We start from the raw sequence: 25,805 nt of genomic DNA, 5'->3' as shown, positions 1-25,805 counted from the left end.
CGTCCGTACCTCATTTCCTGACGTAGCGTCAGAACTACTGGGAGGCGGCGGACATGCGGCTCGGACTCGCGCTCGGATACTGGGGCCGCGGCCCGAACCCCGCCCATCTGGAGCTGGCCAGGGAGGCCGAGGCGCTGGGGTACGCGTCGGTGTGGACGGCAGAGGCCTGGGGTTCGGACGCGTTCACCCCGCTGACCTGGATCGCCGCGCACACCTCCCGCATCCGACTGGGCACCGGCATCGCGCAGATGGCGGCGCGCACCCCGACCGCGACCGCCATGCACGCCCTCACCCTCGACCATCTCTCCGGCGGCCGGATGATGCTGGGCCTCGGGCTGTCCGGGCCGCAGGTGGTGGAGGGCTGGTACGGGCGGCCATTCCCGAAGAGCCCGCTGACCGCGACCCGGGAGTACGTCGACGTCATCCGCCAGGTCCTGGCCCGCGAGGCCCCCGTGGAGCTGGACGGCCGGTTCCACTCCCACCCGTACAACGGTCCGGACGCCACCGGCCTGGGCAAGCCGCTGAAGCCGATCACCCATCCGCTGCGGCCGGGGCTGCCGGTGCTGCTCGGGGCGGAGGGGCCGAAGAACATCGCGCAGACGACCCGGATCGCGGACGGCTGGCTGCCGCTGTACTGGTCGCCGATGCGCACCGATGTGTACGAGGCGTCGCTCACGGACCTGCCCGAGGGATTCATGATCGCGCCGATGGCGCGGGCCCAGGTCTGTGACGACGTCGCCGAGGGGCTGCTGCCGGTGAAGGCGATGCTCGGCTTCTACATCGGGGGGATGGGCCACGCGGCCCGCAACTTCCACGCCGATCTGATGGCGCGGATGGGGTTCGAGGAGGAGGCGCGGCGGATCCAGCGGCTGTTCCTCGAAGGGCGCAAGCAGGAGGCGGTACTGGCGGTGCCGGACGCCTTCGCGGACGAGATCTCGCTCGTCGGTCCGCGTGAACGGATCGCGGAGCGTCTGGAGTTGTGGCGCAAGGGACCGGTCACCGATCTGCTGGTGACGGCGCCCGACCCGCACACCCTGCGGGTGCTCGCGGAGCTCAACTAAGGGCCTGGGCGGGCCGGGTCGGTCGGCCAGGTGTCGGTGCCGGCCTGCGCCGGGCGGCCGCTCCGTCGTGTCGCGGTGCGCTCCCAGGGCTGGGGGTCGGGGTAGGTCAGGAGTTGCAGGGTGCTGCCCCACGGGGTGCGCAGATACGCGAACCGGTTGTGCTCCCCCGCCTCGGGGCCCGGCAGCGGCTGCGGCCCGGCGAGCAGCGAGGCGCCCGCGGCCACGCAGTCCCGGACCGCCGCGTCCAGGTCGTCGGCGTACAACGCCACGTGCTGCCAGCCGAAGTCGCAGGGCCGCGCCGGGGGTTCGCGACGGGGGCCCTCGAACTCGCAGAGCTCGATGCCCGGACCGCCGCCGGGGAGGGCCAGCATCCTGATCGCCAGTTGCTGGGTGCCCGCCGGGACGCCGAGGCGGCGCTCGACTTCCGGGCCGCCGTTCGGGCCGTCCTGGCGGCGCAGGGTGTCGTAGAGCACCTCGGCGCCGAACGCCCTCGCGAGGAAGAGGGTGGCGGTCTCCAGGTCGGGGACCGTGACCCCGATGTGGTCGATGCCTCGCACGCTTGTGGCCGTCATGGCTTCACCGCTCCTGTCCCGGGGCTGCGCCGATGGCCCCGACCGTCCCGGAGCGGGCCCGCTCCGGGATCGTGCCGCCGCGTGACCAGGCCAGGAGTTCCTCGGCCGGCCAGGTGGTGACGACGCGTTCCGCCGGGACCAGGCACGCCTCGGCGCGGGCGCAGCCGTTGATCTGCCAGTCCAGCTGTCCCGGCGCGTGGGCGTCGGTGTCGACGGCGAAGAGGGTGCCCGCCACGACGGCGCGGCTCAGCAGCCTGCGGGGCGGGTCGAGCCGCTCCGGCCGGCTGTTGATCTCCACCGCGGTACCGGCCTCGGCGCACGCGGCGAAAACCGCGTCCGCGTCGAACCGGGACTCCGGGCGTTTCCGGTCCGCGACCAGCCGTCCCGTGCAGTGCCCGAGGATGTTCGCCCGCGGGTGGCGGACAGCCGCGATCAGGCGCCTGGTCATCGGGGCCGGGGCCATCCGGAGCTCGGAGTGGACGGAGACCACCACGACGTCCAGCCGCTCCAGCAGCTCGTCCTCCTGGTCGAGGGAGCCGTCGGGGAGGATGTCGCACTCGATGCCGGTGAGCAGCCGGAACGGCGCCCACCGCGCGTTGAGCTCGCCGACCGCGTCCAGCTGGCGCCGCAGCCGGTCCGGGGAGAGCCCGTTCGCCACGGTCAGCCGGGGCGAGTGGTCGGTGAGGGCCGCCCACTCGTGACCCAGCTCCGCCGCGGTGCGGCCCATCTCCTCGATCGGGCTGCCGCCGTCCGACCAGTCGGAGTGCAGATGGCAGTCGCCGCGCTGGAGCGCGCGGAGCTCCTCGCCGCCCTCGGCGGGCCGGGCCGTGGCCTCGGTCTCCAGGCGTTCGAGATAGCCGGGCACGTCCCCGGCGACCGCCTCCCGGATCACCTGCGCGGTCTTCGGCCCGATGCCCTTGACCGCCTCCAGCGAACCTGCCGCCGCACGCCGCCCCGCCTCACCGTCCGGCATCGCGGCCACCGCGTCGGCGGCAGCCCGGAACGCCCGCACACGGTAGGTGTCGGCCCTGCCGCGTTCGAGCAGGAAGGCGATCCGTTTCAGGGCGCGGACGGGCTCCATCGGCACCTCCACGGGGCCGCCGGACACTACGTGCTCTTCCCTCCAGCTTCGCGCAGCCCGGCCCGGCCCGCACAGCGGCACCGGGTGACGGCTCAGCCGAACGCGGCGCGCTCCAGCCAGAAGTCCAGCAGCTCCGCGTCACCGAGCACCTCGACCCGGTCGCTGTCCGCCGCCAGGCGCCGGTTGAAGACCAGCATGACGTCGGTGAGCGGGCCGCGCAGCGCGACGGTGGCCTTCTCGTGGGCGCGCCGCCAGGCGAAGCCGTCCTCGCCGAACTCGATCAGCCACTCGGCGCCGGGCACGTCCGTGGCGTGCAGATGGATGGAGCGCCCGGCCCCGGTCAGCTCGGCGGCCTCCCTGTCGCCCGCGGCCCGTGCGAAGGCGACGATCTCCAGCCACTCCTCGATCGTGTCGGCGGCCAGCTCCGGCGCCACCTCGTACCCGGTCCGCGCGGTGAGTGCCGCGTCGGCGTGGTGGACGATCGTCTCGTGCGCCATCCGGCGTGCCCAGAAGCCGGTGCTCCCCTCCCAGCCCCAGGACCACACCTTCAGTTCCGGGCCCGCGGCCCGCAGCGCCTCGACGGTGCCGGCCGCTCCGTCCGCCAGCCAGGCGTCGAGCGCGGCGGGGTCGTCGCTCCCGGGTGCGGAGTCCGGTACCTGCTCCGGCGGGACCACCTCGGTGGCCCGGGTGCGTACGATCTCGCCGACCCAGCGATGGGCCCGGCCGACATGGAGAACGAGCTCGCGCAGGGTCCAGTCGGGGCAGGTCGGGACGGTGGCGCCGAGGTCCGCGTCACGGATCGTGGCTCTCAACGCGTCGGTACGGGCGATGATTTCGTCACAGTACTGGTCGTGCGTCAGTAGGCTCATGCCACGCACCCTAGTTCGATCACTGACCGAACCCCACCGATTACCCGCCGAGCTGCGAGGCGCTGGGCACCTTGTCCTTCACCTCGGCGCCCGCGCTGCTGCCGGCCGACTTGATGCCGTTGATCACGCTCTCGAAGACGCCGATGTCGCCCGCGCCCGCCTCGCCCTTGCGGAGCTTCTCGGCGAGCCCCTTGAGCGATTCGATGCCCGCCGTCAGCGGCGCGACCGCCTTGGACAGCAGCGGATCGGCCTTGGCGTTGGCCACCGCCGCCTTCAGCCGGTTGTAGGTGAAGCCGCCCGCGAGCCCGGCCTTGACCAGCGCGAGCGTCCGCCCGTCCGCGCCCTTCTTGAACTTGCCCGCCCGGTACGGCTTCACGATCCACTGGTACGTGGCACCGGCCGCGAGCCCGGCGTTGGCGACGAACCGCGCCTTGGCGAACTTCTGCGCCTGGGCCGAGGACGTGCCGCTCGGGGACGCGGAGCTGCTCGCACTGTTGCCGTCGCCGCCCCCGCACCCGGTGGCGCCCACGACCAGGGCGCAGCACAGCAGCGGCGGGACGACGAGACGGCGCAGCAGTACGGAACCGGCGGTCACGGCGGAACTGGGCACGGCGGGCCTCCCTGGCCGGGCACATCAGGGCGATCTCTACGATGAGTGACCACATCGGGCACTCTCGGTAAGGTTCGCCCGGCCCTGGACGGCGTGCCACTCGGGCAACGCCGTCCGGGTCCACGCGACGGAGACCTGAGGACCGGCCGGTGCGGCGATCCGGTCAGACGACGCTGTGCGCCCGGTGAGGGTCCCCGTCGAGCAGCAACGCGCGCACCGCCTCGGCCTCCGGGGCGCGCAACCGTTCGTAGACGTCGAGTGCCTCGCTCCACGAAGCGACCGCGCGGCCGGTCTGGCCCAGTTCCGAGAGTGCGTGGCCGAGCACGGTCAACACGTTGCCCCGGCGCCACTCCCCGCCGATCCCGGCCAGCGTGATCAGTGCCCTCTCGGCGTTGGCCGCGGCCTGCGCCGGGCGCTGCGCGGCGAGGTCGACCTCGGCCAGACGGAACAGGCTCATGCCTTCCCACAGCCGCTGGCGGCTGTCACGGAAGACGTCCAGCGCCTGGTGGAGGCAGTCGCTCGCGGAGTCCAGTTCGCCGCTCCGGGTGAGGGCCAGGGCGAGTGCGTAACGGCCGTTGGCGCCGCGCAGGGCGCTGCCCATGGAGTCGTGGATGTCGATGCCCTGCCGTGCCAGCGCGATGGCGCTCGCGGTCCGGCCGGTCGCGAGATGCACCCGCGAGAGGTTGACCAGGACGGCGGCCTGGCCGGGGCGGTCGCCGAGCGCACGGAAGTACTCGATGGCCCGGGAGAGATGGGCTTCCCCGTCCCCGTGCCGGTTCCGGTAAAGCGCGATGACGCCTCTGCTGTTGAGCGCGTCGCCCGTGGTCCAGGAGTCGCCGGCCGAACCGCTGAGCCGCGCCGCCTCGCGCGCTTCGTGGTCCGCCTCCCGGAAGCGGCCCGCGAGGTAGTACAGGTGGGCGAGAGCCGCTCGCGTCCGTGCCTCGGTCCGCTCGTCGCCGCTTGCCACGACGGCACTCAGCAGGGCCGTGGCCACCGACTCGTAGCGCTTGAATTCGCTGCCGGACTCGGCGAGGTCCCGCACCGCGAGCAGCAGATCGGCCGCCTTGCGCAACTCGCCCGTCTCGACGGCCTGCCGGGCCGCGGACAGCAGTGCCCTCGCTTCGTCGAACAGCCAGTCCAACGCCTCGGAGCGGTCGGTGAAGACCAGCCCGTCGCCCTCGGTCGACGCCAGGTGCTCGATCAGGCGGTCGCCGGGCCGCTCCAGCGCGTACACGCCCGCCGCGGTGGCCAGGTAGAAGTCCAGCAGCCGGGACAGGGCCGCTGCCCGCTCGCCCGGCGGTTCCTCGCCCCTCTCCGCGCAGGCACGTGCGTAGAGGCGGAGCAGGTCGTGATACCGGTACCGGCCCGGTGCCGCCGACTCCACCATCGACGTGTCGACGAGGGTCTCCAGGAGTTCCTCGGTGTCGTCCTCGGGAAGGCCGAGCATGGACACGGCAGCCGGCAGGGAGATGTCCGGTCCGTCGGCCAGGCCCAGCAGACGGAACGCGCGTGCCTGCGCGGGTTCCAGCTGCCCGTGAGCCAGCTCGAAGACGGCCTTCACCGCCAGGTCCCCGGACTGCAGCTCGTCCAGTCGCCGCCGCTCGTCCGCCAGTTTCGCGGCCAGTACCGAAACGGTCCAGGTCCGCCGCACCGCCAGCCGCGTCGCAGCGATCCGGATCGCCAGCGGCAGGAAGCCGCACGCGGCCACGACGTCGAGCGCCGCCGCACGCTCGCCGGCGACACGTTCGCTGCCGACGATCCTGGTGAACAGCTGCAGCGCCTCCTCCGGACTCAGCACGTCCAGGTCCACCAGATGGGCGCCCGCCAGGTCGCCCAGGTGCCCCCTGGACGTGATCAGCGCGGCACATCCCTCCGTGCCCGGCAGCAGTGGTCTCACCTGGGCGGCGTCGCGCGCGTTGTCCAGGAGCACCAGCACCCGCCGACCGTTCAGGACCGAGCGGTACAGCGCCGCCCGGTCCTCCAGGGAGTCGGGGATCGCCGCGTCCGGCGTGCCCAGGGCGCGCAGGAAGGAACCCAGAACCGTCTCGGGCTCCGCCCCTCTGGCCTGCAGGCCCTGGAGATCGACGTACAGCTGGCCGTCGGGGAATTCCGGGCGTGCACGGTGAGCGACGTGTACCGCCAGCGTCGTCTTTCCGACGCCCGCGATTCCTGACAGCGCCGCCACCGCCATGACCCGGCCGTTGGCCGATTCCAGCACCTCCCGCAGCTCCTCCAGGTACGACACATGGCCCGTGAAGTCGGGCACGGTCGCGGGGAGTTGGGCGGGGCGCACGGGAGCCACCGGCGGCTCGGGCTCCGGAGCGGACGGCTTCGCCAGGGCCGGGTCCGCCTGCAGGATCCGGCGCTGCAGCTCCGTCAGCTCGGCGCGGGGATCCACGCCCAGTTCGTCCGCCAGCAACCGCCTGGTGTCGGCGTACACCGCAAGCGCCTCCGCCTGGCGGCCGCTGCGGTACAGCGCCACCATCAGCAGCTCCCGCAGCCGCTCCCGCAGAGGATGCGCCGCCGTCAGCGACGTGAGTTCCGATACGGCTTCCGCCTGGTGGCCCTGTTCGAGCTCCATGTCCAGGCAGGATTCGATCAGTTGGAGGCGCCACTCCTCCAGACGACTGCGCTGGGATTCCGCGTACGGGCCCGGCACCCCCGACAGCGACTCGCCGTCCCACAGGGCCAGTGCCTCGCGGAGCAGATCACGCGCGCGGCCCGGCTCCCCTTCGCCTCTGGCCCGTTCGGCCCGCTCCGCGAGATCCTGCACCGTCGCCAGATCCAGGGCCCCGTCGGGCAGGCCCCGGATCGCGTAACCGCCCGACTCGCTCACCAGGACGCTCGGGCCGAGGATCTTGCGCAGACGGGAGGCGTACGTCCGGACGGCGGCCAGCCCCTGCGACGGGGGCTCGTCGCCCCACAGCGCGTCGATCAGTTCGGCCGCGGTCGCCGTGCGACCCCCGCGCAGCAGCAGGGCGGCCAACAGGCCACGCTGCTGCGGTGATCCGCTCGGCAGTGCTTCGGTTCCGCGCCACGCGCGCACCGGTCCGAGTACGCTGAAACGCAATGCCGCCGCACCCTCGGGTGACATGGCGGGACGACGCTCCGGCACCCGTCGCACGACATCCATGGCTGCCCCCCTTTCGGCAGCGTATCAACTCGCTGGTCGGCAGCCTATCGACTCGTTTAGCAGACGTATATGGATCGTTTATCGGCACCTGCGACCATCGACGCATCGCACTCTGTGACTTGCCCAGTCCGGGGCTGCGCCGAGGCGGGGTCCCCGGGAGTGGCATCCCGGGCCCCGACCGCCCGGCCTGGCAGCCGATCATTTCGCGCTGCGATTTTCTTCAACTCTAGCTCAGTCAAGTGACTTTGAGCTACCGTCATCCCGTTGCCGCGGACCGCGGACGGGCCGGCCCCTGCCAAGGGCCCCGTATGGCCTGCCCGTTGGTGCGCGCAGCAGATCCGGACTGGGCACCGTCATAGGGAGAACGAGCATTGTCATGCAATCAATCAGTCCACCTGTGCTGTGGGCCGGAGTCGTGGTCACTCTGGCCTATTTCGTCTTGGTCGGTTACCTCATCAGGTCACTGAGGTCCAACAAGCGGCTGCCTTCGGCGATCGCAGCCGTGACGGGGCTCGTGGGCGCGCTTCCCGTGGTGCTCTACGCCCTGTATGCCGTGCTCAGCACCCCGGCGTAGGCATATCCGCACGGGGTACGTGTCCGGCTCGGGGAAGCGGTGGAACAAGCGCCGCTTCCCCCAGTCGCGCGGCCGGTACTTGGCCGGGCCGACCGCTCAGCGGCAGCAGTCCGGCTCCAGTCCGCGCGGCAGGTGCGCACCGCCGAAGACCTCCGCGGTCGCGTCGTCGCCGCCGAGCGCGGCCACGGCGAGCAGCAGCGATCCGGCCGTCCAGGTGGTGAGCTCCTGGGGCCAGAAGTCCCGGTCGCCCTCGAAGACGTACCCGGTCCAGTACATGCCGCCCTCGGCGCGCAGATGCTGGATGGACTGGAGGATCTCCAGTGCCCGGTCGGACTCCCCCATCACCCAGAGCGCCAGGGCGAGTTCGCAGCTCTCGCCGCCGGTCACCCAGGGGTTGGGCAGCACGCAGCGCACCCCGAGGCCGGGGACGACGAAGCGGTCCCAGCTCTCCTCGATGCGCTCCTTGGCGGCCGTCCCGGTGAGCGCGCCGCCGAGGACGGGGTAGTACCAGTCCATCGAGTAGCGGCTCTTGTCCAGGAAGCGTTCCGGGTGGTTGCCGATCGCATGGCTCAGCGCGCCGGTCGCCAACTCCCAGTCGGGCTGCGGCTCCTCGCGCCGTTCGGCGATGGCGAGCGCGCAGCGCAGCGCCTGGTGGATGGAGGAGCAGCCGGTCAGCAACGCGTCGTCGACGGGGGTTCCGTCGGCCTCGCGCTTCCAGCCGATCTGGCCACCGGGCTGCTGGAGCCGCAGGACGAACTCGACGGCGGCATAGACGGTCGGCCACATCCGGTCGACGAACGCGTCGTCGCCGGTGGCGAGGTAGTGGTGCCAGACGCCGACGGCCACGTACGCGCAGAAGTTGGTCTCCAGCGAGCGGTCGGTCGGCCGGTCCGGGTCGCCGTCGTGGTACGCGGCGTACCAGGAGCCGTCCTCGTTCTGGTGCCGGGCCAGCCAGTCGTACGCGCGCTCCGCGGCGGCGTGTTCGCCCGCCGCGTCGAGAGCCATGGCGGCCTCGGTGTGGTCCCACGGGTCGAGGTGGTGGCCGCGGAACCAGGGCAGGGCGCCGTCCTCGCGCTGCACAGCGAGGAGGGCCGCGACGGTCTCGGCGGCCTGCTCGGCGGTGAGGACCCCGGGCAGTACGAGGTGCTCGGTCTGCTCGGGAACGGTCACGCCTCAACCTTGGTGAGGCCCTCGGTCGCGGAGGCCGCGGCGGCCACGGGCAGGTGCGGCTTGGTCGCGTACGCCACGAAGCTCTTGCCGACGACCGGGTTGAGCAGCTGCTCGGCGACCCGGGTCGCCATCGGCTTCTTCATGATGTCCCAGACCAGCAGCTTGTGGTACGCGCGGACCGGCAGGGCTGCGTCCTTGCCGTCGCGGCCCACTCCGAAGGCGCACTTGAGCCACCAGTACGGCGAGTGCAGGGCGTGGGCGTGGTGGGTGCCGTACGGCTTGAGGCCGGCGCCGCGGATCTTGCCGAGCAGTTCGTCGGCCTTGTAGATGCGGATGTGGCCGCCCTCGACCTCGTGGTAGGCGTCGGAGAGCGTCCAGCAGACCTTCTCGGGGCCGTAGCGCGGCACGGTGATCGCGATCCGGCCGCCGGGCTTGAGGACCCGGACCATCTCGGCGAGTACGCCCTTGTCGTCGGGGATGTGCTCCATGACCTCCGAGATGATCACGACGTCGAAGGACTCGTCGGGGAACGGCAGGTTGAGCGCGTCGCCCTCCATCGCGGTGGCGGTGGCGCCCTCGGGGGCCTCGCCGGCCTCCTTCATCGCGGCGAACCACTTCGCGACCTCGCGGATCTCCTCGCCGTTCTGGTCGAGGGCCACGACCTGGGCGCCGCGCCGGTAGCACTCGAAGGCGTGGCGTCCGGCGCCGCAGCCCAGGTCGAGCACTCGGTCACCTGCGGCGAGCGGGAAGCGGGTGAAGTCCACGGTCAGCACGAATGCCTGCTTTCGCGGTCGGGGGGGGAGGGCGGGGGCGGGTACGGCGGGAACGGTCGGCGGTGTCAACGACGGCGTCCGGGGCGCGTGGCTCCGGACCGGGCGGCGATCGCCTCGCGGTAGAGGGCGGCGGTTCCGATGGCGGCCTGCTTCCAGGTGAAGCGGGAGAGCACCCGCTCGCGGCCCGCGGCACCGAGCCGGGCGCGCAGCTCCGGGTCGCCGAGCAGCCGGGCGAGCGCGTCGGCCAGCGCCCCGGCGTCGGCGGGCGGGACGGCCAGGCAGGTCTCGCCGTCCGGACCCGCGACCTCGGGAATCGCACCACCGGTGGTGGCGACGAGCGGGGTGCCGGTGGCCATGGCCTCGGCGGCGGGCAGCGAGAAGCCTTCGTACAGCGAGGGGACGCAGGCGATCTGGGCGCCGCGCACCAGGTCGACGAGCTCGGCGTCGCTGATGCCCTTGACGAACTCGACGGCGTCCTGGAGTCCGTGCCGCTCGATGGCCTGGGCGACCGGTCCGTCCTCGGCGCGCTTGCCGACGACCACGAGGTGCGCCTTCGGGTTGCCGGTACGGAGCTTGGCGAGCGCCTCGACGAGGTGGACGAGGCCCTTCAGCGGGACGTCGGCACTGGAGGTGGTGACGATCCGGCCGGGCACCTCGGCGACCGAGGCGTCCGGGGACCAGAGGTCGGTGTCCGCGCCGATGTGCACGACGTGGATGCGGCCCGGGTGCACCCCGAGGTGGTCGACGATCTCCTGCTGGGAGGAGCCGGAGACGGTGAGTACCGACGGCAGCCGGCGGGCGACCCGCTTCTGCATGCGGGTGAAGCCGTACCAACGGCGGACGGAGGCGCGTCGGCGGCGCGTGTCGGCGGCGTCCAGGTCGAGCTGCCGGTCGACGGTGATGGGGTGGTGGATCGTGGTGACGAGCGGGGCGCCGAGGTCCGCGAGCAGTCCGTAGCCGAGCGTCTGGTTGTCGTGGATGACGTCGAACTCGCCGCGGCGGGCGGCGAGATGGCGCCGGGCCCGCAGGCTGAAGGTGAGCGGTTCCGGGAAGCCGCCGGTCCACATGGTGGCGACCTCGGCGGCGTCGATCCAGTCGCGGTACTCGCCGCGCTTGGGGGTGCGGAACGGGTCGGGCTGGCGGTAGAGGTCCAGGCTCGGCAGCTCGGTGAGCGGGACGCCCTCGTCGAGCACCGGGTAGGGCTGGGCGCCTATCACCTCGACGCTGTGGCCGAGGCGGGCGAGCTCGCGGGCGAGGTGGCGTACATAGACGCCCTGGCCGCCGCAGAAGGGGTTGCCCTTGTAGGTGAGGAGTGCGATGCGCAACGGACGGTCGTCGGCGGTGCCGGACGTGTCGCTGCCCGTGCGGGGGCCCGACTCTATGGCCTCAGCGGTCACACTCGGCCCCCTTCTCCCTGCGTGTTCGCCGGAGCGTAACCGCTCACGCTAATCTAGAACAAGTTTCAGACTGGATCGTTCAATGAGCTACGAATCTACCGGCAGGTAGCGTCGGTGCAACGGCCGGATCAGGTGATTCGCGCCACCACCGGGCACGCTGGCATGCTGTGCGCCCCCGGGAGACCGAGCGCCTCCCTCCGGTCGCGGACAGAAGCCATGGATGGGGACACATGACAGCTGAGGCCAAGCCGGCATCGCCGCCCCTGACCGAACGCCAGGAGGCCCGCCGCCGCCGCATCCTGCGCGCCAGCGCCGAGCTCGCCGGCCGGGGCGGCTTCGAGGCGGTGCAGATGCGCGAGGTCGCGGAGGAGGCCGGGGTCGCCCTGGGCACGCTGTACCGCTACTTCCCGTCCAAGATCCATCTGCTGGTCGCCACCATGCAGGACCAGCTCCAGCACATGCACACGACGCTGCACAAACGCCCCCCGGCCGGCGACGACCCGGCGCAGCGGGTCGCCGACACCCTGATGCGGGCCTTCCGCGCGCTCCAGCGCGAGCCGCATCTGGCGGACGCGATGGTGCGGGCACTGACCTTCGCGGACCGCAGCGTCAGCCCGGAGGTGGACACCGTCTCGCGGATCACCACGGCGATCATCCTGGACGCGATGGGCCTGGAGCATCCGACGCCGGAGCAGCTGTCCGCGGTCCGCGTCATCGAGCACACCTGGCACTCGGCGCTGATCACCTGGCTGTCGGGGCGGGCGTCGATCGCCCAGGTGAAGATCGACATCGACATGGTCTGCCGGCTGATCGACGTGACGAAGCCCGCGGAAGCCCACTAGCACATACAGGCCGCGCTTCGCGGCGTTTTCATCACACTCCTCTCACCGTTCTGACCGAAAGGGCCACAAGCGGCTCCTTATCATGGTCATGACCAGCACCGATGGAGAGGAAGACATGGCTGACCAGTCAGTAACCGCAGGCGGCACGATGGGCCCGCAGGCCCCGGGCGGACCGGGGTACGGCGCCCAGCCGCCGATCGGTTACGGAACCCCCGGTGGTGCCGTGCTGCCCAGCGGCAAGGCGACCGCCTCGATGGTTCTCGGCATTCTCGGCCTGGTGCTCATCCCGATCATCCTGCCGATCATCGCGCTGTGCCTGGGCATCTCGGCCAGGCGGATGGCCGACCGGGGCGAGGGCGGCGGCCGCGGCCAGGCCGTCGCGGGCATCGTGATGGGCAGCGTCGGCATCGCGTTCGCCGTGCTCGGCATCATCGTGGCCACGGTCCAGGGCATCGGCGCGATGTAGCGGGCCGTCACCCAGGGCCCGCGCACCGCGCACCACGTACCGGCCGCGCCGGGGAACCGTACGATCCGGTTCCCCGGCGCGGCTTCGGTTTTTGCCGGTCGGCCTCACGGGCCCATGTGCGGCCCCCACATGCGCACCGCGCCAGGTGGGGCGGTCTGCACCATGTCGACGGCTCCACGGTGTTCATACGGTTCGGCGACATCACAGAAACACGCCGAGGAGCCGGTCACCATGCGTCGCAGAGCCACAGGCACCGCCCGTCACCGCAGATCCCTCCACGCCGCCGTCGCGCTGACCGCCGCCGGTCTCGTGCTCGCCGGGTGCACCGCCGCCGGGAAGGCCGGTGAGAGCGAATCGGGCGGGGGCTCGAAGGACGGCACCGTCAAGGTGGGTCTGGTGTACTCCCGGACCGGGCTCCTCGCGGACTACGGGAAGCAGTACCGCGACGGGTTCATGGCGGGCCTGGACCACGCCACGAAGGGCACCGGCAAGGTGGCCGGGCACCGCGTCGAGGTCACCGAGCAGGACGACGCGGGCGACCCGGGCAAGGCGGTCTCCGCGGCCAAGAACCTGATCGGCAAGGGCTACAAGGTGCTGGCCGGCACCACCGATTCCGGCGTGGCGCTCCAGATGGCGCCGCTCGCCGCCCAGAACAAGGTGCTGTACATCAGCGGCCCGGCCGCCACCGACGCCGTGACCGGCATCAACGAGTACACCTTCCGCTCGGGCCGGCAGTCCTACCAGGACATCCTCACCGCCGGGACGATGCTCGGCGAGGCCAGGGGCAAGAAGGTCACGGTGCTGGCCCAGGACTCCACGTTCGGCCAGGCCAACGTCGCCGCGGTGAAGGCCGTCCTCGGTGCCAAGGGCGCGAAGGTCGGCTCCGTACTGGCTCCGCCCAGCGCCACCGACCTGACCCCGTTCGCCCGGCAGGTCAAGGCGGGTGGGCCCGATCTGGTCTTCGTCGCCTGGGCCGGCTCCACCGCGCCCGCGCTGTGGACCGCGCTGGACCAGCAGGGCGTGCTGGAGGCGGGCAAGGTCGTCACGGGCCTGGCCGGAACGGCCTCGTACCCGGTCTTCGGCGACGCCGGTTCCAAGGTGTCGTTCCTGGCGCACTACTTCCCCGGCGCGGGCGGCGGCAACGCCGTGGAGAAATCCATGATCGACTCGGTCGGGAAGGCCGGCGGCACCCCGGACCTGTTCACCCCCGACGGCTTCACCGCCGCGCAGATGGTGGTGCGCGCGATCGAGGAGGGCGGCGCCACCGACACCGCCGCCATGGTGAAGGCCCTGGAGGGCTGGAGCTTCGACGGGGTGAAGGGCAAGGAGCGGATCCGGGCCGAGGACCACGCCCTGGTGCAGCCGATGTTCGTCGCGAAGCTCAACGGGAAGGGCGCCGACGCCCGGCCGGAGCTGGTGAGCACCGCGCCGATGGACGAGGTGGCACCGCCCGCGAAGCCCTCGGCGGGCTGACCGGTGGCCGCATCGGACACCACCGCACGGCGCACGGCCGGGGCGCGGAACACCGCCCCGGTGCTCCAGCTGACCGGGCTCGGCTGGGGCGTCGGCGGGGCGACGATCGTCGAGGACGTCACGCTCGGCGTCCACGAGGGCGAGTTCCTGGCCTTCATCGGCCCCAACGGGGCGGGCAAGACCTCCCTGTTCAACCTGATCAGCGGGCTGACCACGGCCACCTCCGGCACCATCGCGCTGGACGGCACCGACATGACGGCCGACCCCGCGCACGCACGGGCGCGGCGCGGCATCGGGCGCACCTTCCAGACGTCCAGCCTCTGGCCGGCGATGAGCGTGGCCGACCACGTCCGGCTGGCCGCCCAGGCGGCCCGGGGCGGCTCCTACCGGCTGTGGCGGCGGGCCTCCCGGTACACGGCCGAGGTCGACGGCGTACTGGAGCGCACCGGCCTGGGCCACCGGGCACGGGCGACGGCGTCCGAGCTGTCGCACGGCGAGAAGCGGAAGCTGGAGCTCGCGGTGCTGCTGGTGGGCGAGCCGCGTCTCATGCTGCTCGACGAGCCGATGGCCGGGGTCAGCGCGGAGGAGGTCCCCGCGCTGACCGAACTCATCCGCACCCTGCACCGCGACGAGGGCCGCACCGTCCTGATGGTCGAGCACCACATGGACGTCCTGCTGGGGCTGGCCGACCGGCTCGCCGTGATGCATCACGGAAAGCTGCTGGCGCTGGACACCCCCGAGGCAGTGACCGCCGACCCGACCGTCCAGCAGGCCTATCTCGGGGAGGGGCTGTGACCACCGGACCCCTGCTCGCCGTACGGGACCTGCGGGTCCTGATCGGCGGGCGGCACATCCTGCACGGCGTCGACCTGGACGTGGCCCGGCACGGCGTGACCGCGCTGCTCGGCCGCAACGGTGCCGGGAAGACCACGACCGTGCGCGGCGTCCTCGGTCTCGTCCCGCGCACCGGCAGCGTGCGGCTGGACGGCGCGGAGACCGTGGCGATGCCCACCCACACCGTGGTGCGCCTCGGCATCGGTTACGCCCCCGAGGACCGGGGCGTCTTCGCCGGGCTGACCGTCGCGGAGAACCTGCGGCTGGCCGAGCGGCGCGGCGCGGACGGACCCGCGTACGGACTCGTCCATGAGCTGTTCCCCGAACTGAAGAGCCGGGAGCGGCAGTTGGCGGGGACACTGTCCGGCGGGCAGCAGCAGATGGTGGCGATCGGCCGCACCCTGCTCAACGGCAACCGGCTGATCATCGCCGACGAACCCACCAAGGGCCTGGCGCCCAAGGTGGTCACCGAGGTCGCCCAGGTGCTGGAACGGGCCGCCGAGGCGGTGCCGGTGCTGCTCGTGGAGCAGAACCTCGCCGTCGTGCGGCGCCTGGCCGAGCACTGCGCGGTGCTCGCCGACGGCCGGACGGCCCACCAGGGACCGGCCGCCGAGCTGCTGGGCGACGCGGAGACGGCGCGGCGGCTGCTGGGCGTCGGACACGGCCCGGCCGGCCGAGCACCTTCCGTGGAGGCGGATTCCTGATGTCCACCATCGTTCTTCTCACCATGACCGGACTCGGTCTGGGAGCCCTCTATTTCCTGATCGCGTCGGGACTCTCGCTGATCTTCGGCCTGATGGACGTGCTCAACTTCGCGCACGGGGCGCTGCTCTCCATCGGCGCGTACGGCACCTGGTGGGCGGCCTCGGGTCAGCTGCCCGGCGCCGGTCCGGACGGGGCGGGCTTCGTCCTAGCGGTCCTGTTCGGTACGGCGGTGGGCACCGCGGCCGCCGTGCTGCTGGAACTCGCCGTCGTCCGCCCGCTCTACACCCGGCCGCGCGAGCAGGTGCTCGCCACCGTCGGGGTGGGGCTCGCCGTCCCGGCGCTGCTGTCGGGCATCTGGGGTTCGGACGCCCGTACCTTCCCGGGCCCGAAGGCGCTGTCCGGCACCTTCGGCCTGTTCGGCGCCCAGGTGCCGGTCAACCGGCTGGTCCTGGTCGCGGCGGCCCTCGTCGTGCTCGTGGCGCTGCGGCTCTTCCTGGGCCGTACCCGGCACGGTCTGGTCGTACGGGCCGGGGTCGAGGACCGGGCGATGGTCACCGCGCTCGGCATCGACGTACGGAAGGCGTTCACGCTCGTCTTCGCGATCGGCGGCTGCGTGGCCGCGCTCGGCGGGGCGCTCGGCGGCCTGTACTTCGGCTCGGTCGACCCGCGCCAGGGCACCTCGCTGCTGATCTTCGCGTTCGTCGTGGTGGTCACCGGGGGCATGGGGTCGGTGAGCGGAGCCGCCGTGGCGTCCGTCGTCATCGGCCTGGTCCAGCAGTTCGCCAACTACTACACCGCAGCGGGCCTCGGCGACCTGGCCGTCGTCGTCCTGCTCGCCGCGCTGCTGCTCGTCCGGCCGCGCGGACTGACCGGGAGGCTCGCGTGAGCACCGCCACCGAGACACATCACCACCGCACCGGCGGGGAGCACCCGGCCGCACGGGCCCCGGGAAGCACCGTCCGGCTGCTGCGCCGCTGGTGGCCCGCCGCCGCGCTGCTGGTCCTGGCTCTCGCCCCGTTCAGCGCGCTGCCGCTGCCGGGGCTGCTGGACGGCCCGCTGGGCAGCCCGGGAAGTCTCCAGCTCCTCGCCACCTGCCTGCTGTTCGGCGCGCTGGCGACCGGTTACGACCTGCTGCTCGGCCGGACCGGGCTGCTCTCCTTCGGGCACGCGCTGTACTTCGCGGCGGGCAGCTACGCCACGAACACGTTCCTGCTGGAGGCGGGCCTCCCGTTCGCCGTGTCCGCCCTGCTCGGCGTCGGCTGCGGGATCGTACTCGCGCTGGTGCTGGGGTCGGTGAGCCTGCGGGTCACCGGCATCGGCTTCTCCATGGTGACGCTGGCGTTCGCCCAGGCCGGGTCGATCCTGGTCTCCCGCAACCCGGGCGGTCTGACCGGCGGCGAGGAGGGCCGGGCCGCCCCCGCCGACCTGCTGCCGTCCGGGCTGGTGGGCATCGAGAACACCGCGAACCTCTACTGGCTGGCCCTCGCCTACCTCGTCCTGACGCTCGCCGTCGTCCACCGGGCGGTCAACTCCCCCACCGGGCGCGTCTGGGAGGGCATCAAGGAGAACGAGCGCCGGGTGGAGGTGCTGGGGCTGAAGCCGTACGGGTTCAAGCTGACCGCCTTCGTCCTGGCGGGCGCGCTGGCCGCGCTCGGCGGTCTGGTGCACCTGCTGCTCACCGGCGGCTCGACCCCGCAGACCACCACCTCCGACTTCACCCTGTCGCTGCTGGTGATGGTGGTGCTGGGCGGGTCCGGCACCCGGTGGGGGCCGATGGCCGGCGGCATCCTCTACACCTGGGCCGATCACCGGCTCGGTGATCTGGCCGGCTCGGGCGCGGTCGCCGAACTGCCCGCGGTGCTGCGGGTGCCGCTCTCCCAGCCGCTGTTCCTGCTCGGTGTGCTGTTCGTCGCCGTGGTACACCTGCTGCCCGGCGGCCTGGCCAGGCTGCCGTCCCGGCTGGCCGCGGCACGCCGCGCGCCCGCCGGCACCGGAACATCCACGGACAGCAAGTACCGGAAGGAGAACGGACGCCCGTGATCACTCACGAAGAGGTACGAGTCCCCGTGACCGGGGGCGAGTTGGCGGTGCTGCGGTGGCCGGCCCGGGAACCCGGCGCCCCGGTCGTCGTCGCCCTGCACGGCATCACGGCCAACGCACTGTCCTGGGGGCCGGTGGCGAGGCTGCTGGACGGCCGGGTCACGCTGGTCGCGCCGGATCTGCGCGGCCGGGCCGGGAGTTCGGCGCTGCCCGGTCCGTACGGGATCGCCACGCACGCCGACGACGCGGCCGCGGTGGCCGCGGCGCTGGGCACGGGCCGGGTGGTGCTGGCGGGCCATTCGATGGGCGCGTTCGTGGCGGCGCTGGCCGCCGTACGGCACCCGGAGCGGTTCGGGCCGCTGCTGCTGGTCGACGGCGGCATCGGCTTCCCCGCCCCCACGCACCTGTCCCCGGACGAGCTGATGACCGCCGTGATCGGCCCGGCGATGGACCGGCTGTCGATGACCTTTCCCGACCGGGCCGCGTACCGCTCGTTCTGGCAGGCGCACCCCGCGTTCGCGGATGCCTGGTCGGACGAGGTGGACGCGTACATCCAGCGCGACCTGACCGGGGACGAGCCGGCCCTGCGCTCCACCTGCCGGATCGAGGCGGTGCGCACGGACGGCATCAACCTCTTCGACGAGGAGGTGCTGTCGGCGGTCCGGAAGCTGCCCGTCCGGGCGACGCTGCTGTGGGCGCAGCGCGGGCTGATGGACGAGGAGCAGGGGCTGTACGACGAGACCCGGCTGGCGGCGGCGGAGCTCGGGGGGACACGGGTGACGCCGGTGGCGGTCCGGGGCGTCAACCACTACACGGTGCTGACGGGGGACGCGGGCGGCAAGGAGATCGCCCGCCGGCTCGTGGACCTGTCGGAAGTCTGAGAGGGGCGGGGCCCGAGGGGGCGGCGGGGCCGGGGGCTACCGGTCCCGGCCGCCGCCCGCCAGCAGGTGCAGCCGCAGGGCGAGTTGCAGCTCAAGGGCGCGCCCCGGCTCGTTCCAGTCGCGGCCCAGCAGCACCTGCACCCGGTCCAGCCGCTGCACCACCGTGTTGACGTGCACGTGGAGTTCGTCCTTGGCGCGGACGAGGCTGCCGCCCGAGCCGAAGTAGGCACCGAGGGTGCGCACCAGGTGGGTGCCGCGCTGTGCGTCGTACTCCAGCAGCGGGCCGAGCGTCGCGGCGACGAAGCCGTCGACGTCCTGCGCGTTGCCCAGCACCACGCCCAGGAAGCCGAGTTCCTCGACGCAGGCCCCTTCGCCCGTGCGCCCGAGGACCCGCATCGCGCGCAGGCAGCGGGCGGCCTCCCCGTACGCGGCGGCCAGTTCCCGGGCACCGCTCGCCGGGCCGGCGGCGGCGACGGTGACGGGGGTCTGGGCGAGCCGGCCGAGCTGGGCCGCCGCCGCGCGGGCCGCGTCGCCCGCGGCCGGTCCGGGGTCACCGGCCGCCACCAGCAGCACCACGGCCCCGGCGTGCTCCGCACTCACCCCGTGGATGCCGCCGCCGAACAGATAGCGCATCGCGGCGGGGGCCAGTCGCTCCCGGGCCCCGCCCTCGGCCACCAGCAGCAGATGCGGGCGGTCGAGGTCGATGCCCAGGCGCCGGCCGCGTTCGGTGAGTCCGGCCGGGTCGCGGTCCGCGTCGGTCAGCAGGTCGGAGACCAGCTCGCCGCGTATCCGGTTCTCGGTCTCGGCGACGGTGCGGCGCAGCAGCAGGAGCAGTCCGGTGACCACCGCGGCCCGCTCGAACAGCCGTCGGTCGGAGTCGTCGAGCTGTCCGCGCCGGTGCAGGACGAGACCGGCCAGGAGTTCCTGCCCGGCGAGGACCGCGCAGATCCACCGGCCGTCGCGGTGCACGGCGCGGGCGCCGGTACGGGACTCCTCGGCGGTCTCGGCCAGCCATCCGGCGTCCATGCCGTCGGCGGCGAGGTCCGCGCCGTCGGGCCGGACCGCCGCCAGGGGCCGGCCGCCGGGGTCGTGGATGGTCAGCGGGGAGTCCAGCAGCCCCGCGACCGCCGTCGCGACGTCCTTGACGTCCCGGCCGCGCAGCACCAGGTCGGTCAGCCGGTCGTGGGACTCCTCGGCCCGCAGCATGGCCGCCGAGTGTGCCCGTACCGCCGCGTTGGCCTCGGCCAGCTCGGCGTTCGCGCCCGCCAGTTCGTCCAGTGCGGACCGGGTGTCGGCGAGGGCGCGGGCGGTGTCGATGGCGATCGCGGCATGGGCGGCGAGCGAGCAGAGCAGGGCGACCTCGTCGGGGCTGAAGACGCGGGGCGACCGGTCGGCGGCGAAGAGGACGCCGATGACCTTTCCGGTGCCGCCGCGGCTGGAGCCGAGGAGGAGCGGCACGCCCAGGATGGCGACGAGCCCTTCGTCCAGTACCCCGGCGTTGATGTTGCGGGTGTGGTGGAAGCGGTCGTCGGTGCGGTAGTCGGGGGTCGCGTACGGCCGTGCGGTCTGCGCCACCAGGCCGCCCAGCCCGTGGCCGAGCTCCAGCCGCAGCCGCTGGAAGACCACCGACACCGATCCGTCGGTGACCCGCATGTAGGTGTCGCCCGCCTCCTCGTCGGGGAGGGTGAGATAGGCGGTGTCCGTGCCGAGCAGCATCCTGGCCCGGCGGACGATCGCCTTGAGCACGTCGTCGAGGTCGCGGGAGGCGGCCAGGTCGCCCGCCGTGTCGAAGAGCGCGGTGAGCTGGAGCTCGCGGCGGCGGTGCTGGCGCAGGGCGCCCCTGATCCGCAGCGCGGTGGCGGTGGCCCGCTCCACCTCCGCCAGGTCGCCGGCGGGCACCCCGGCGGCCCGCGCCTGCGAGGAGACGGCGCCCAGCGCCTCGGCGGGGGCGCCGTCGGCCAGGAGGTCGAGCAGGCGTCGCAGATGGGGCGCGGCGGAGGTGGTGGCGGAGGTGGAGGCGGACGGTTCAGACATGGGCGGCCGGGATTCGTAGGGGGCGGGGGGCGGTTGTCGGTCCGGGCGCCGGCCCGGGGGTCCGGCCGCCGCCCCGGGAGGTCAGTTGGCGGTCCAGCCGCCGTCCATGGAGAGCGAGGTTCCGGTGATGTGCCCGGTGCGCGGCCCGCAGAGCCACAGCACGGCCTCGGCGACGTCGGCGGGGTCGATCAGCCGTTTGATGGCGCTGCGTTCCAGCATGACCCGGCCCACCACCTCCTCCTCGGAGATGCCGTGCGTACGGGCCTGGTCGGCGATCTGGTTCTCGACCAGCGGGGTGCGTACGTACCCGGGGCAGACGCAGTTGCTCGTCACCCCGTGCTCCGCCGCTTCGAGCGCGACCACCTTGCTCAGTCCCTCCAGTGCGTGTTTGGCCGTCACATAGGCCGACTTGTAGGGGCTGGCCCGCAGTCCGTGCACCGACGAGATGTTGACCACGCGCCCCCAGCCGCGTTCGTACATGCCCGGCAGGGTCCGGCGCAAGATGCGGAACGGGGTCTCCACCATGACGCGCTGGATCAGCGCGAAGCGGTCCGGCGGAAATTCATGGACGGGCGCGACGTGCTGGAGCCCGGCGTTGTTGACCACGATGTCCGCGTCGGCGGGCAGGGTGTCCACCGCGTCGGGGACGGCGAGGTCGACCACCCACGCCGTCCCGCCGATCGCCTCCGCCAGGCTCTTCGCCGCCTCGTCGGCCTTGTCCACCACGTGCACATGGGCGCCGGACGCCGCCAGGGCCTGTGCGCAGGCCCGCCCGATGCCGCTCGCGGCGCCGGTCACCAGAGCGGTGCGCCCGGCGAGCAGCGGGTTCGCGGAGGGCGGGGCGGTGAGCGGGGCGGGCCCGGGAGCCGGGCGCTGAGGAGTCTCCATGGCCGTCACCGTAAGGAGGCCGGGGCCCCCGTCACACGGGGTCGGTGCACACACCGTCGTACCCCGGCATGGTGGCTGCGCACATGGGGCGGTCCGGCGGCGGGCCGCCGGTGTGCCGCCGTGTGCCGCCGGTGTTGCCGGACGGACCTCGGGCGCCGCGGCTGCGGCTCCGGGGACGCAACGGCGGCGCCGCACACAGCCGGGGGCGGGGAGTTGTCCGCCGGGCCCATGGGCGCGGGCTCCCCCGCCCCCTAGCGTCCGCACCGCGGTTCCCCACCCAGGAGCCGGAACACCCCCCACAGGGAGGCACCCGTGCGCCCATCGACCCTGCGACGCCTGCTCCGGCGCGTCGCCTCCACCGCCGCTCTCGCCCTCGTCGCGGCGACACTGAGCACGGCGACGGCGACGGCGGAGGCGACGGCCGCGCAACCGGCTGCGACCGCGGCCGCCGGCGGTCTGCACCAGGTCACCGGCTTCGGTTCGAATCCCGGCAACCTCCAGATGTACGAGTACGCCCCGGCCGGACTGCCCGCGAACGCGCCGCTGGTCGTCGCGCTGCACGGCTGCACGCAGACCGCGAACGACTACTACGCCTCCTCGGGCTGGCCGAAGTACGCCGACCTGTGGGGCTTCGCCGTGGTCTTCCCGCAGACCTCGGCCGCCAACAACGCGCTGTCCTGCTTCGGCTGGTTCGATCCGGCCGAGGACAGCAGGGGCCGGGGCGAGGCCGCCTCGGTCGTGCAGATGGTGGAGTACGCGAAGCAGCAGTACGGCTCGGACGGCCGCCGGGTGTACGTCACCGGCCTCTCGGCGGGCGGCGGCATGACGGCCGACCTGCTGGCCGCCTATCCGGACGTGTTCGCGGGCGGCTCCGTGGCCTCGGGCCTGCCCGCCCAGTGCGCGACGAGCCAGGCGGGCGCGTCCGGCTGCCAGACCGGGCCGCAGAAGCTGACGCCCGCGCAGTGGGGCGACAAGGTGCGCGGCGCCCACCCCGGGTACGCGGGGCCCTGGCCCCGGGTGGCGATCTGGCAGGGCACCGCCGACTACACCGTGTACCCCGCCAACGCCACGGCCCTGCGCGACCAGTGGACGGACGTCTGGGGCATCGGCCAGACCCCCTCGGCCACCGACACCCTCCCCGGCAGCACCACGCGCAGCGTGTACGACGACGCCTCGGGCAATCCCGCGGTGGTGACGTACTCCGTCTCCGGCATGGGCCACGGTCTGGCCGTGAGCCCCGGCTCGGGCACCGAGCAGTGCGGGGCGACTGCGGCGTACTTCCTGAACGCCATCTGCTCGACGTACCACACCGGCGTCTTCTGGGGCCTGGACCAGGGCGTTCCCGGCGGCGGGGAGCAGCTGCCCGCCCCGTCCGGCCTGCGGGTCACCGGCGTCACGGCGGACAGCGTCTCGCTGGCCTGGGACGCGGTGGCGGGCGCGGACTCGTACGCGGTGCACCGCGACGGCGCGAAGGTCGCCACCACCGCCTCCCCCTCGTACACGGACCCGGGTCTCACCGCCGGCACGGCGTACCGCTACACGGTGGCGGCCGTCGACGGATCGGGCACCCCCGGCACCACCTCGCCCCAGGTGACGGCGACCACGACCGGCGCCGCCCCGGCGCGTTGCTTCACCGCGACCAACTACGCGCACGTGACGGCGGGCCGGGCGCACACCAGCGGCGGTCTCGTGTACGCCAACGGCTCGGACCAGAACATGGGCCTGTACAACGTCTTCGTCACCCACACCCTGCGGGAGTCACCGCCGGGACACTTCGTGATCGCGGACACCGGGTGCACCGCCTGAGGGACGCCCGGTCCCGGGCCGGCGCGGTCGGATCCCGCACGGTCAGGTCTTGCGCAGGTCCGGGGCCGGGACGCCGATGAGCAACCGTCGCAGGGCGTCCCACGCGGTACGCATCGCACGGGTGAGGGCGGGCGGGTCACTGCCGACGACCCGGACCCACGCCCCGCAGTCGTCGGGCAGGGTGCTCGCCCCGAAGACCTGACCGGTCGGTGCGAGCGCCTCGTGGAGGGCGTCGGCGACATCGGCGGCGGAGGCGAGCGGGGTGACCGCGTACAACGTGGCCATCAGGTCGTGGCCGGCGAAGACGGCGCGTCCGGTGACCCCGCCCGGCCCCCGCGGATCGAGGCGGACGGTGTCCACGGCCAGGAGCGTCCCGTCGGGGCGCCGGATCTCCAGATCGCTGAAGAGCATGCGGTAGGCGTGCCGTTCGCCGCGGGCCAGCCGCCCGGCCGCGATCGTCTCGCCCAGCAGCACGGTGGCGGCCGGATCGACGGTCACCCGGGTGTGCTGGTAGAAGCGGGCGTCCCGGTAGGGGATGAGGGAGTCCGGCAGGTACTCGACGTAACTCCCCTCCTCCGCCGTCAGGTTGACGACCTGGGTCGCGTGGTCGAACTCCATCCGGTGCACCTTGGTCGCCGCCTGGGTGGTCAGGTGGACCGAGGTGCCGGGACCGCAGCCGATGTCGATCCGGTTGCGGTCGGCCTGGATGATGCCGCCGCCGGTCGACATCAGATAGGTCACCGGAAGGTCGGGCCGCAGCGGGTCGATGTACAGCGGGCGCATGATCTGGAGCGGTGACTTCTGGTACCGGTCGACGAGTTCGGTCCGCCCGCCCACCCGGGCGTAGCCCAGTTCGAGCAGGCCGACCTTGCCGGGGCGCCCGGCGGCCAGGGTGTCCGGGGTGCCGGTGAGCCCGAGCATCGGGGCCGGTACCCGCCGGGGTTCGTAGTGCGCGGGGTCCAGCCGCGCGGGCGCCCCGGTCACGCGGAGGCCGTCTCCTGCGCGGCTTCACGAGCGGCTTCGTGAGACAGCAGGAAGTCGGCGATGGTGCCGAGGCCCTCCCCGGTGAGCGCATTGGTCAGCACCACCGGCCGGCCGTCCCGGACGTGGTGCGCGTCCGCCTCCATGACGCCGAGATCGCACCGTACGTAGGGCGCGATGTCCACCTTGTTGATGACGAGCAGTTCGCACTCGGTGATGCCCGGTCCGCGCTTGCGCGGCATCTTGTCGCCCTCGGCGGTGTCCAGCACGAACAGGAACAGGTCGACCAGCGCCGGGCTGAAGGTGAGGGTCAGGTTGTCCCCGCCGCTCTCGAAGAGCAGGGTGTCCACCTCGGGGAATCGCTCCAGGAGTTCGTCGGCGGCGGCCTGGTTCATCGTCGGGTCGTCCCGGACGGCGGTGTGCGGACAGGCCCCGGTCTCCACACCGACGATCCGGTCGGCGTCGAGGATCCCGGCGAGGGTGCGGCGCACATGCGCGGCGTCCTCGGTGGTGAAGATGTCGTTGGTGATGACGGCGGGGGTCCGGCCGCGCTCGATCAGCACCGGGACGAGCGCTTCGATCAGGGCGGTCTTGCCGGAGCCGACCGGTCCGGCGATCCCGACGCGCAGCACGCCGTCCTTCGGCCGCCGCATGAGCTCGTCGTGGCCGTGGTCGTGGTCGTGGTCGTGGCCGTGGCCGTGGTGCTGCCTGGCCTGCATGGGGTCGTGCATGGTGTTCCTGTCCTGGTGGGGATGGGGTGGTGTGGGTGCGGGGGGAAGGATGTGGAGGGGTGAAAGGGTGTGGAGGGGTGCCCCGCGGGACAGCCCTCAGCTGGCGAACAGGCGTGCCTCGGCGCGCTCGTGGCGGCCGGCCATGACGTCCGCCACCGGGACGCAGCCCCCGATGTCGGCCGGTTCCCGTCCCAGGGCCGCTTCGGCGGTCTCCTCGATCACCGCGGCGGCGCCGTGCAGTACGACCTGCGCCCGGCGGTGGTCGGTCAGCCGCAGCCGCAGGGCGGCCCCCACGAAACTGGCCGCGAAGGCGAACAGCTCACAGGTGACCGCCTGGCGGACGGGCAGCCCGTTGCCCGCGTGGACGACGGCGGCGACGACCGGCTGGCAGCCGCGTACGGAACCGTCCCGGTAGAGATCCCGGTACCGCTCGACAGGCGCGGTGCCGTACACCTCGCCGGCCAGGTCCAGCAGCTGCCGTCCGGTGCGGACGGCGGCCTGCCGGGCCTCGCGGCCCAGTTTGGTGGCGTGCAGCCGCTGCTCCACGGCCACCACCTCCTCCCAGTCGTCGGCGGTGACCGCACGGTGGGCGAGCGCGAGGGCGGTGGCGTCGGCCGGGCCCACGCTGTGGCGCAGCAGGTCGTGCAGGAGCGCCGGCAGGCCGGACGGGGTGATCGCGCGGGCCTGCTGAAAGCCCTCCAGGCCGTGGGAGAGGGTGTAGTAGCCGCTGGGAAAGGCCGAGTCGGTGAGCTGGAGTCCGGTCAGCAGGGCCGGGATCGGGATCGGGTCGTTCACACCGGGATCTCCGTTCGGGCGGTCGTGAGGCGATGCGGTCGTCGGGCGATGCGGTCGTCAGACGATGTAGTCGTCGGGCGATGCGGTCG

Annotated in this window: 24 protein-coding genes; 11 read left to right on the top strand and 13 right to left on the bottom strand. The window is 73.0% G+C overall.

The features are described 5' to 3' along the window. Positions 1-53: 53 nt before the first annotated feature. Positions 54-1,061 (top strand): LLM class F420-dependent oxidoreductase, encoded by a 1,008-nt coding sequence (locus ACFYY1_RS03175; protein WP_388580077.1) that lies wholly within the window; start codon positions 54-56, stop codon positions 1,059-1,061. Here the strand turns inward: ACFYY1_RS03175 and ACFYY1_RS03170 are convergent. The 5 genes from ACFYY1_RS03170 to ACFYY1_RS03150 form a co-directional block, all read right to left on the bottom strand. Further along, on the bottom strand, positions 1,058-1,633 hold the full coding sequence (locus ACFYY1_RS03170; protein WP_388580074.1) for a VOC family protein: 576 nt from the start codon (positions 1,631-1,633) through the stop codon (positions 1,058-1,060). The two genes, ACFYY1_RS03175 and ACFYY1_RS03170, sit on opposite strands and share 4 nt — an antisense overlap. A 4-nt stretch (positions 1,634-1,637) precedes the next feature. Then, entirely contained in the window at positions 1,638-2,714 is a 1,077-nt protein-coding gene (locus ACFYY1_RS03165; RefSeq protein ID WP_388580071.1) for a PHP domain-containing protein, read from the bottom strand. Between the two features lie 92 nt (positions 2,715-2,806). Continuing rightward, positions 2,807-3,583: a maleylpyruvate isomerase family mycothiol-dependent enzyme gene (locus ACFYY1_RS03160; RefSeq protein ID WP_388580068.1), complete on the bottom strand. Its 777-nt coding sequence runs from the start codon at positions 3,581-3,583 to the stop codon at positions 2,807-2,809. A 40-nt stretch (positions 3,584-3,623) separates the two neighbouring features. Beyond that, entirely contained in the window at positions 3,624-4,193 is a 570-nt protein-coding gene (locus ACFYY1_RS03155) for a hypothetical protein (RefSeq protein ID WP_388580065.1), read from the bottom strand. 163 nt (positions 4,194-4,356) lie between these two features. Next, complete coding sequence (locus ACFYY1_RS03150) at positions 4,357-7,326, bottom strand: BTAD domain-containing putative transcriptional regulator (protein ID WP_388580062.1); 2,970 nt, start codon at positions 7,324-7,326, stop codon at positions 4,357-4,359. A gap of 376 nt (positions 7,327-7,702) precedes the next feature. Here ACFYY1_RS03150 and ACFYY1_RS03145 point away from each other — a divergent pair, with 376 nt between their 5' ends. Next, positions 7,703-7,900 (top strand): hypothetical protein, encoded by a 198-nt coding sequence (locus tag ACFYY1_RS03145; protein WP_388580060.1) that lies wholly within the window; start codon positions 7,703-7,705, stop codon positions 7,898-7,900. A gap of 96 nt (positions 7,901-7,996) precedes the next feature. On the opposite strand, the gene ACFYY1_RS03140 is transcribed toward ACFYY1_RS03145, so the two are convergent. The 3 genes from ACFYY1_RS03140 to ACFYY1_RS03130 form a co-directional block, all read right to left on the bottom strand. Continuing rightward, complete coding sequence (locus tag ACFYY1_RS03140) at positions 7,997-9,070, bottom strand: prenyltransferase/squalene oxidase repeat-containing protein (RefSeq protein WP_388580058.1); 1,074 nt, start codon at positions 9,068-9,070, stop codon at positions 7,997-7,999. Beyond that, positions 9,067-9,843, bottom strand: a complete 777-nt coding sequence (locus tag ACFYY1_RS03135) for a class I SAM-dependent methyltransferase (protein ID WP_388580054.1) — start codon at positions 9,841-9,843, stop codon at positions 9,067-9,069. The genes ACFYY1_RS03140 and ACFYY1_RS03135 overlap by 4 nt, the downstream gene beginning before the upstream one ends. Positions 9,844-9,908: 65 nt before the next feature. After that, positions 9,909-11,240 (bottom strand): glycosyltransferase family 4 protein, encoded by a 1,332-nt coding sequence (locus ACFYY1_RS03130; protein WP_388580051.1) that lies wholly within the window; start codon positions 11,238-11,240, stop codon positions 9,909-9,911. Between the two features lie 230 nt (positions 11,241-11,470). Here ACFYY1_RS03130 and ACFYY1_RS03125 point away from each other — a divergent pair, with 230 nt between their 5' ends. From ACFYY1_RS03125 to ACFYY1_RS03090, 8 genes are all read left to right on the top strand, one after another. Further along, positions 11,471-12,082, top strand: coding sequence for a TetR family transcriptional regulator (locus ACFYY1_RS03125; protein ID WP_388580048.1), 612 nt, complete (start codon positions 11,471-11,473; stop codon positions 12,080-12,082). Positions 12,083-12,197: 115 nt separating this feature from the next. Continuing rightward, complete coding sequence (locus tag ACFYY1_RS03120) at positions 12,198-12,548, top strand: DUF4190 domain-containing protein (protein WP_388580045.1); 351 nt, start codon at positions 12,198-12,200, stop codon at positions 12,546-12,548. 231 nt (positions 12,549-12,779) lie between these two features. Beyond that, positions 12,780-14,021 carry a substrate-binding domain-containing protein gene (locus ACFYY1_RS03115; RefSeq protein ID WP_388580043.1) on the top strand — a complete coding sequence of 414 codons (1,242 nt, stop codon included), beginning with the start codon at positions 12,780-12,782 and terminating at the stop codon, positions 14,019-14,021. 3 nt (positions 14,022-14,024) lie between these two features. After that, a complete protein-coding gene (locus tag ACFYY1_RS03110; protein WP_388580040.1) occupies positions 14,025-14,816 on the top strand; it encodes an ABC transporter ATP-binding protein in 792 nt (263 codons plus the stop codon). Continuing rightward, on the top strand, positions 14,813-15,559 hold the full coding sequence (locus tag ACFYY1_RS03105; protein WP_388580038.1) for an ABC transporter ATP-binding protein: 747 nt from the start codon (positions 14,813-14,815) through the stop codon (positions 15,557-15,559). Before ACFYY1_RS03110 ends, ACFYY1_RS03105 begins: the two co-directional genes overlap by 4 nt. Then, entirely contained in the window at positions 15,559-16,446 is an 888-nt protein-coding gene (locus tag ACFYY1_RS03100) for a branched-chain amino acid ABC transporter permease (protein WP_388580035.1), read from the top strand. The genes ACFYY1_RS03105 and ACFYY1_RS03100 overlap by 1 nt, the downstream gene beginning before the upstream one ends. After that, positions 16,443-17,600 carry a branched-chain amino acid ABC transporter permease gene (locus tag ACFYY1_RS03095; protein ID WP_388580033.1) on the top strand — a complete coding sequence of 386 codons (1,158 nt, stop codon included), beginning with the start codon at positions 16,443-16,445 and terminating at the stop codon, positions 17,598-17,600. The genes ACFYY1_RS03100 and ACFYY1_RS03095 overlap by 4 nt, the downstream gene beginning before the upstream one ends. Beyond that, positions 17,597-18,481 (top strand): alpha/beta hydrolase, encoded by an 885-nt coding sequence (locus tag ACFYY1_RS03090; protein ID WP_388580031.1) that lies wholly within the window; start codon positions 17,597-17,599, stop codon positions 18,479-18,481. The genes ACFYY1_RS03095 and ACFYY1_RS03090 overlap by 4 nt, the downstream gene beginning before the upstream one ends. 36 nt (positions 18,482-18,517) lie before the next feature. Here ACFYY1_RS03090 and ACFYY1_RS03085 read toward each other — a convergent pair whose 3' ends face one another. Next, positions 18,518-20,515, bottom strand: a complete 1,998-nt coding sequence (locus ACFYY1_RS03085; RefSeq protein WP_388580029.1) for a helix-turn-helix domain-containing protein — start codon at positions 20,513-20,515, stop codon at positions 18,518-18,520. Between the two features lie 81 nt (positions 20,516-20,596). Further along, positions 20,597-21,403 (bottom strand): 3-hydroxybutyrate dehydrogenase, encoded by an 807-nt coding sequence (locus ACFYY1_RS03080; protein WP_388580027.1) that lies wholly within the window; start codon positions 21,401-21,403, stop codon positions 20,597-20,599. 312 nt (positions 21,404-21,715) lie between these two features. On the opposite strand from ACFYY1_RS03080, the gene ACFYY1_RS03075 reads away from it, so the two are divergent. Continuing rightward, positions 21,716-23,209, top strand: coding sequence for a PHB depolymerase family esterase (locus ACFYY1_RS03075; RefSeq protein WP_388580025.1), 1,494 nt, complete (start codon positions 21,716-21,718; stop codon positions 23,207-23,209). Between the two features lie 42 nt (positions 23,210-23,251). Here the strand turns inward: ACFYY1_RS03075 and ACFYY1_RS03070 are convergent, their stop codons facing one another. The 3 genes from ACFYY1_RS03070 to ACFYY1_RS03060 form a co-directional block, all read right to left on the bottom strand. After that, the gene (locus ACFYY1_RS03070; RefSeq protein WP_388581461.1) at positions 23,252-24,130 is read right to left on the bottom strand and encodes an urease accessory protein UreD; all 879 of its coding nucleotides are present in this window, start codon (positions 24,128-24,130) and stop codon (positions 23,252-23,254) included. Positions 24,131-24,189: 59 nt separating this feature from the next. Further along, positions 24,190-24,843, bottom strand: coding sequence for an urease accessory protein UreG (gene ureG, locus ACFYY1_RS03065; RefSeq protein WP_388581458.1), 654 nt, complete (start codon positions 24,841-24,843; stop codon positions 24,190-24,192). 174 nt (positions 24,844-25,017) lie between these two features. Next, on the bottom strand, positions 25,018-25,716 hold the full coding sequence (locus ACFYY1_RS03060) for an urease accessory protein UreF (protein ID WP_388580022.1): 699 nt from the start codon (positions 25,714-25,716) through the stop codon (positions 25,018-25,020). Positions 25,717-25,805: the final 89 nt, after the last annotated feature.

This window comes from Streptomyces sp. NPDC001890 (genome assembly GCF_042891445.1).
Taxonomy (GTDB): Bacteria; Actinomycetota; Actinomycetes; order Streptomycetales; family Streptomycetaceae; genus Streptomyces.
This window is presented reverse-complemented; position numbering and strand designations above follow the sequence as displayed.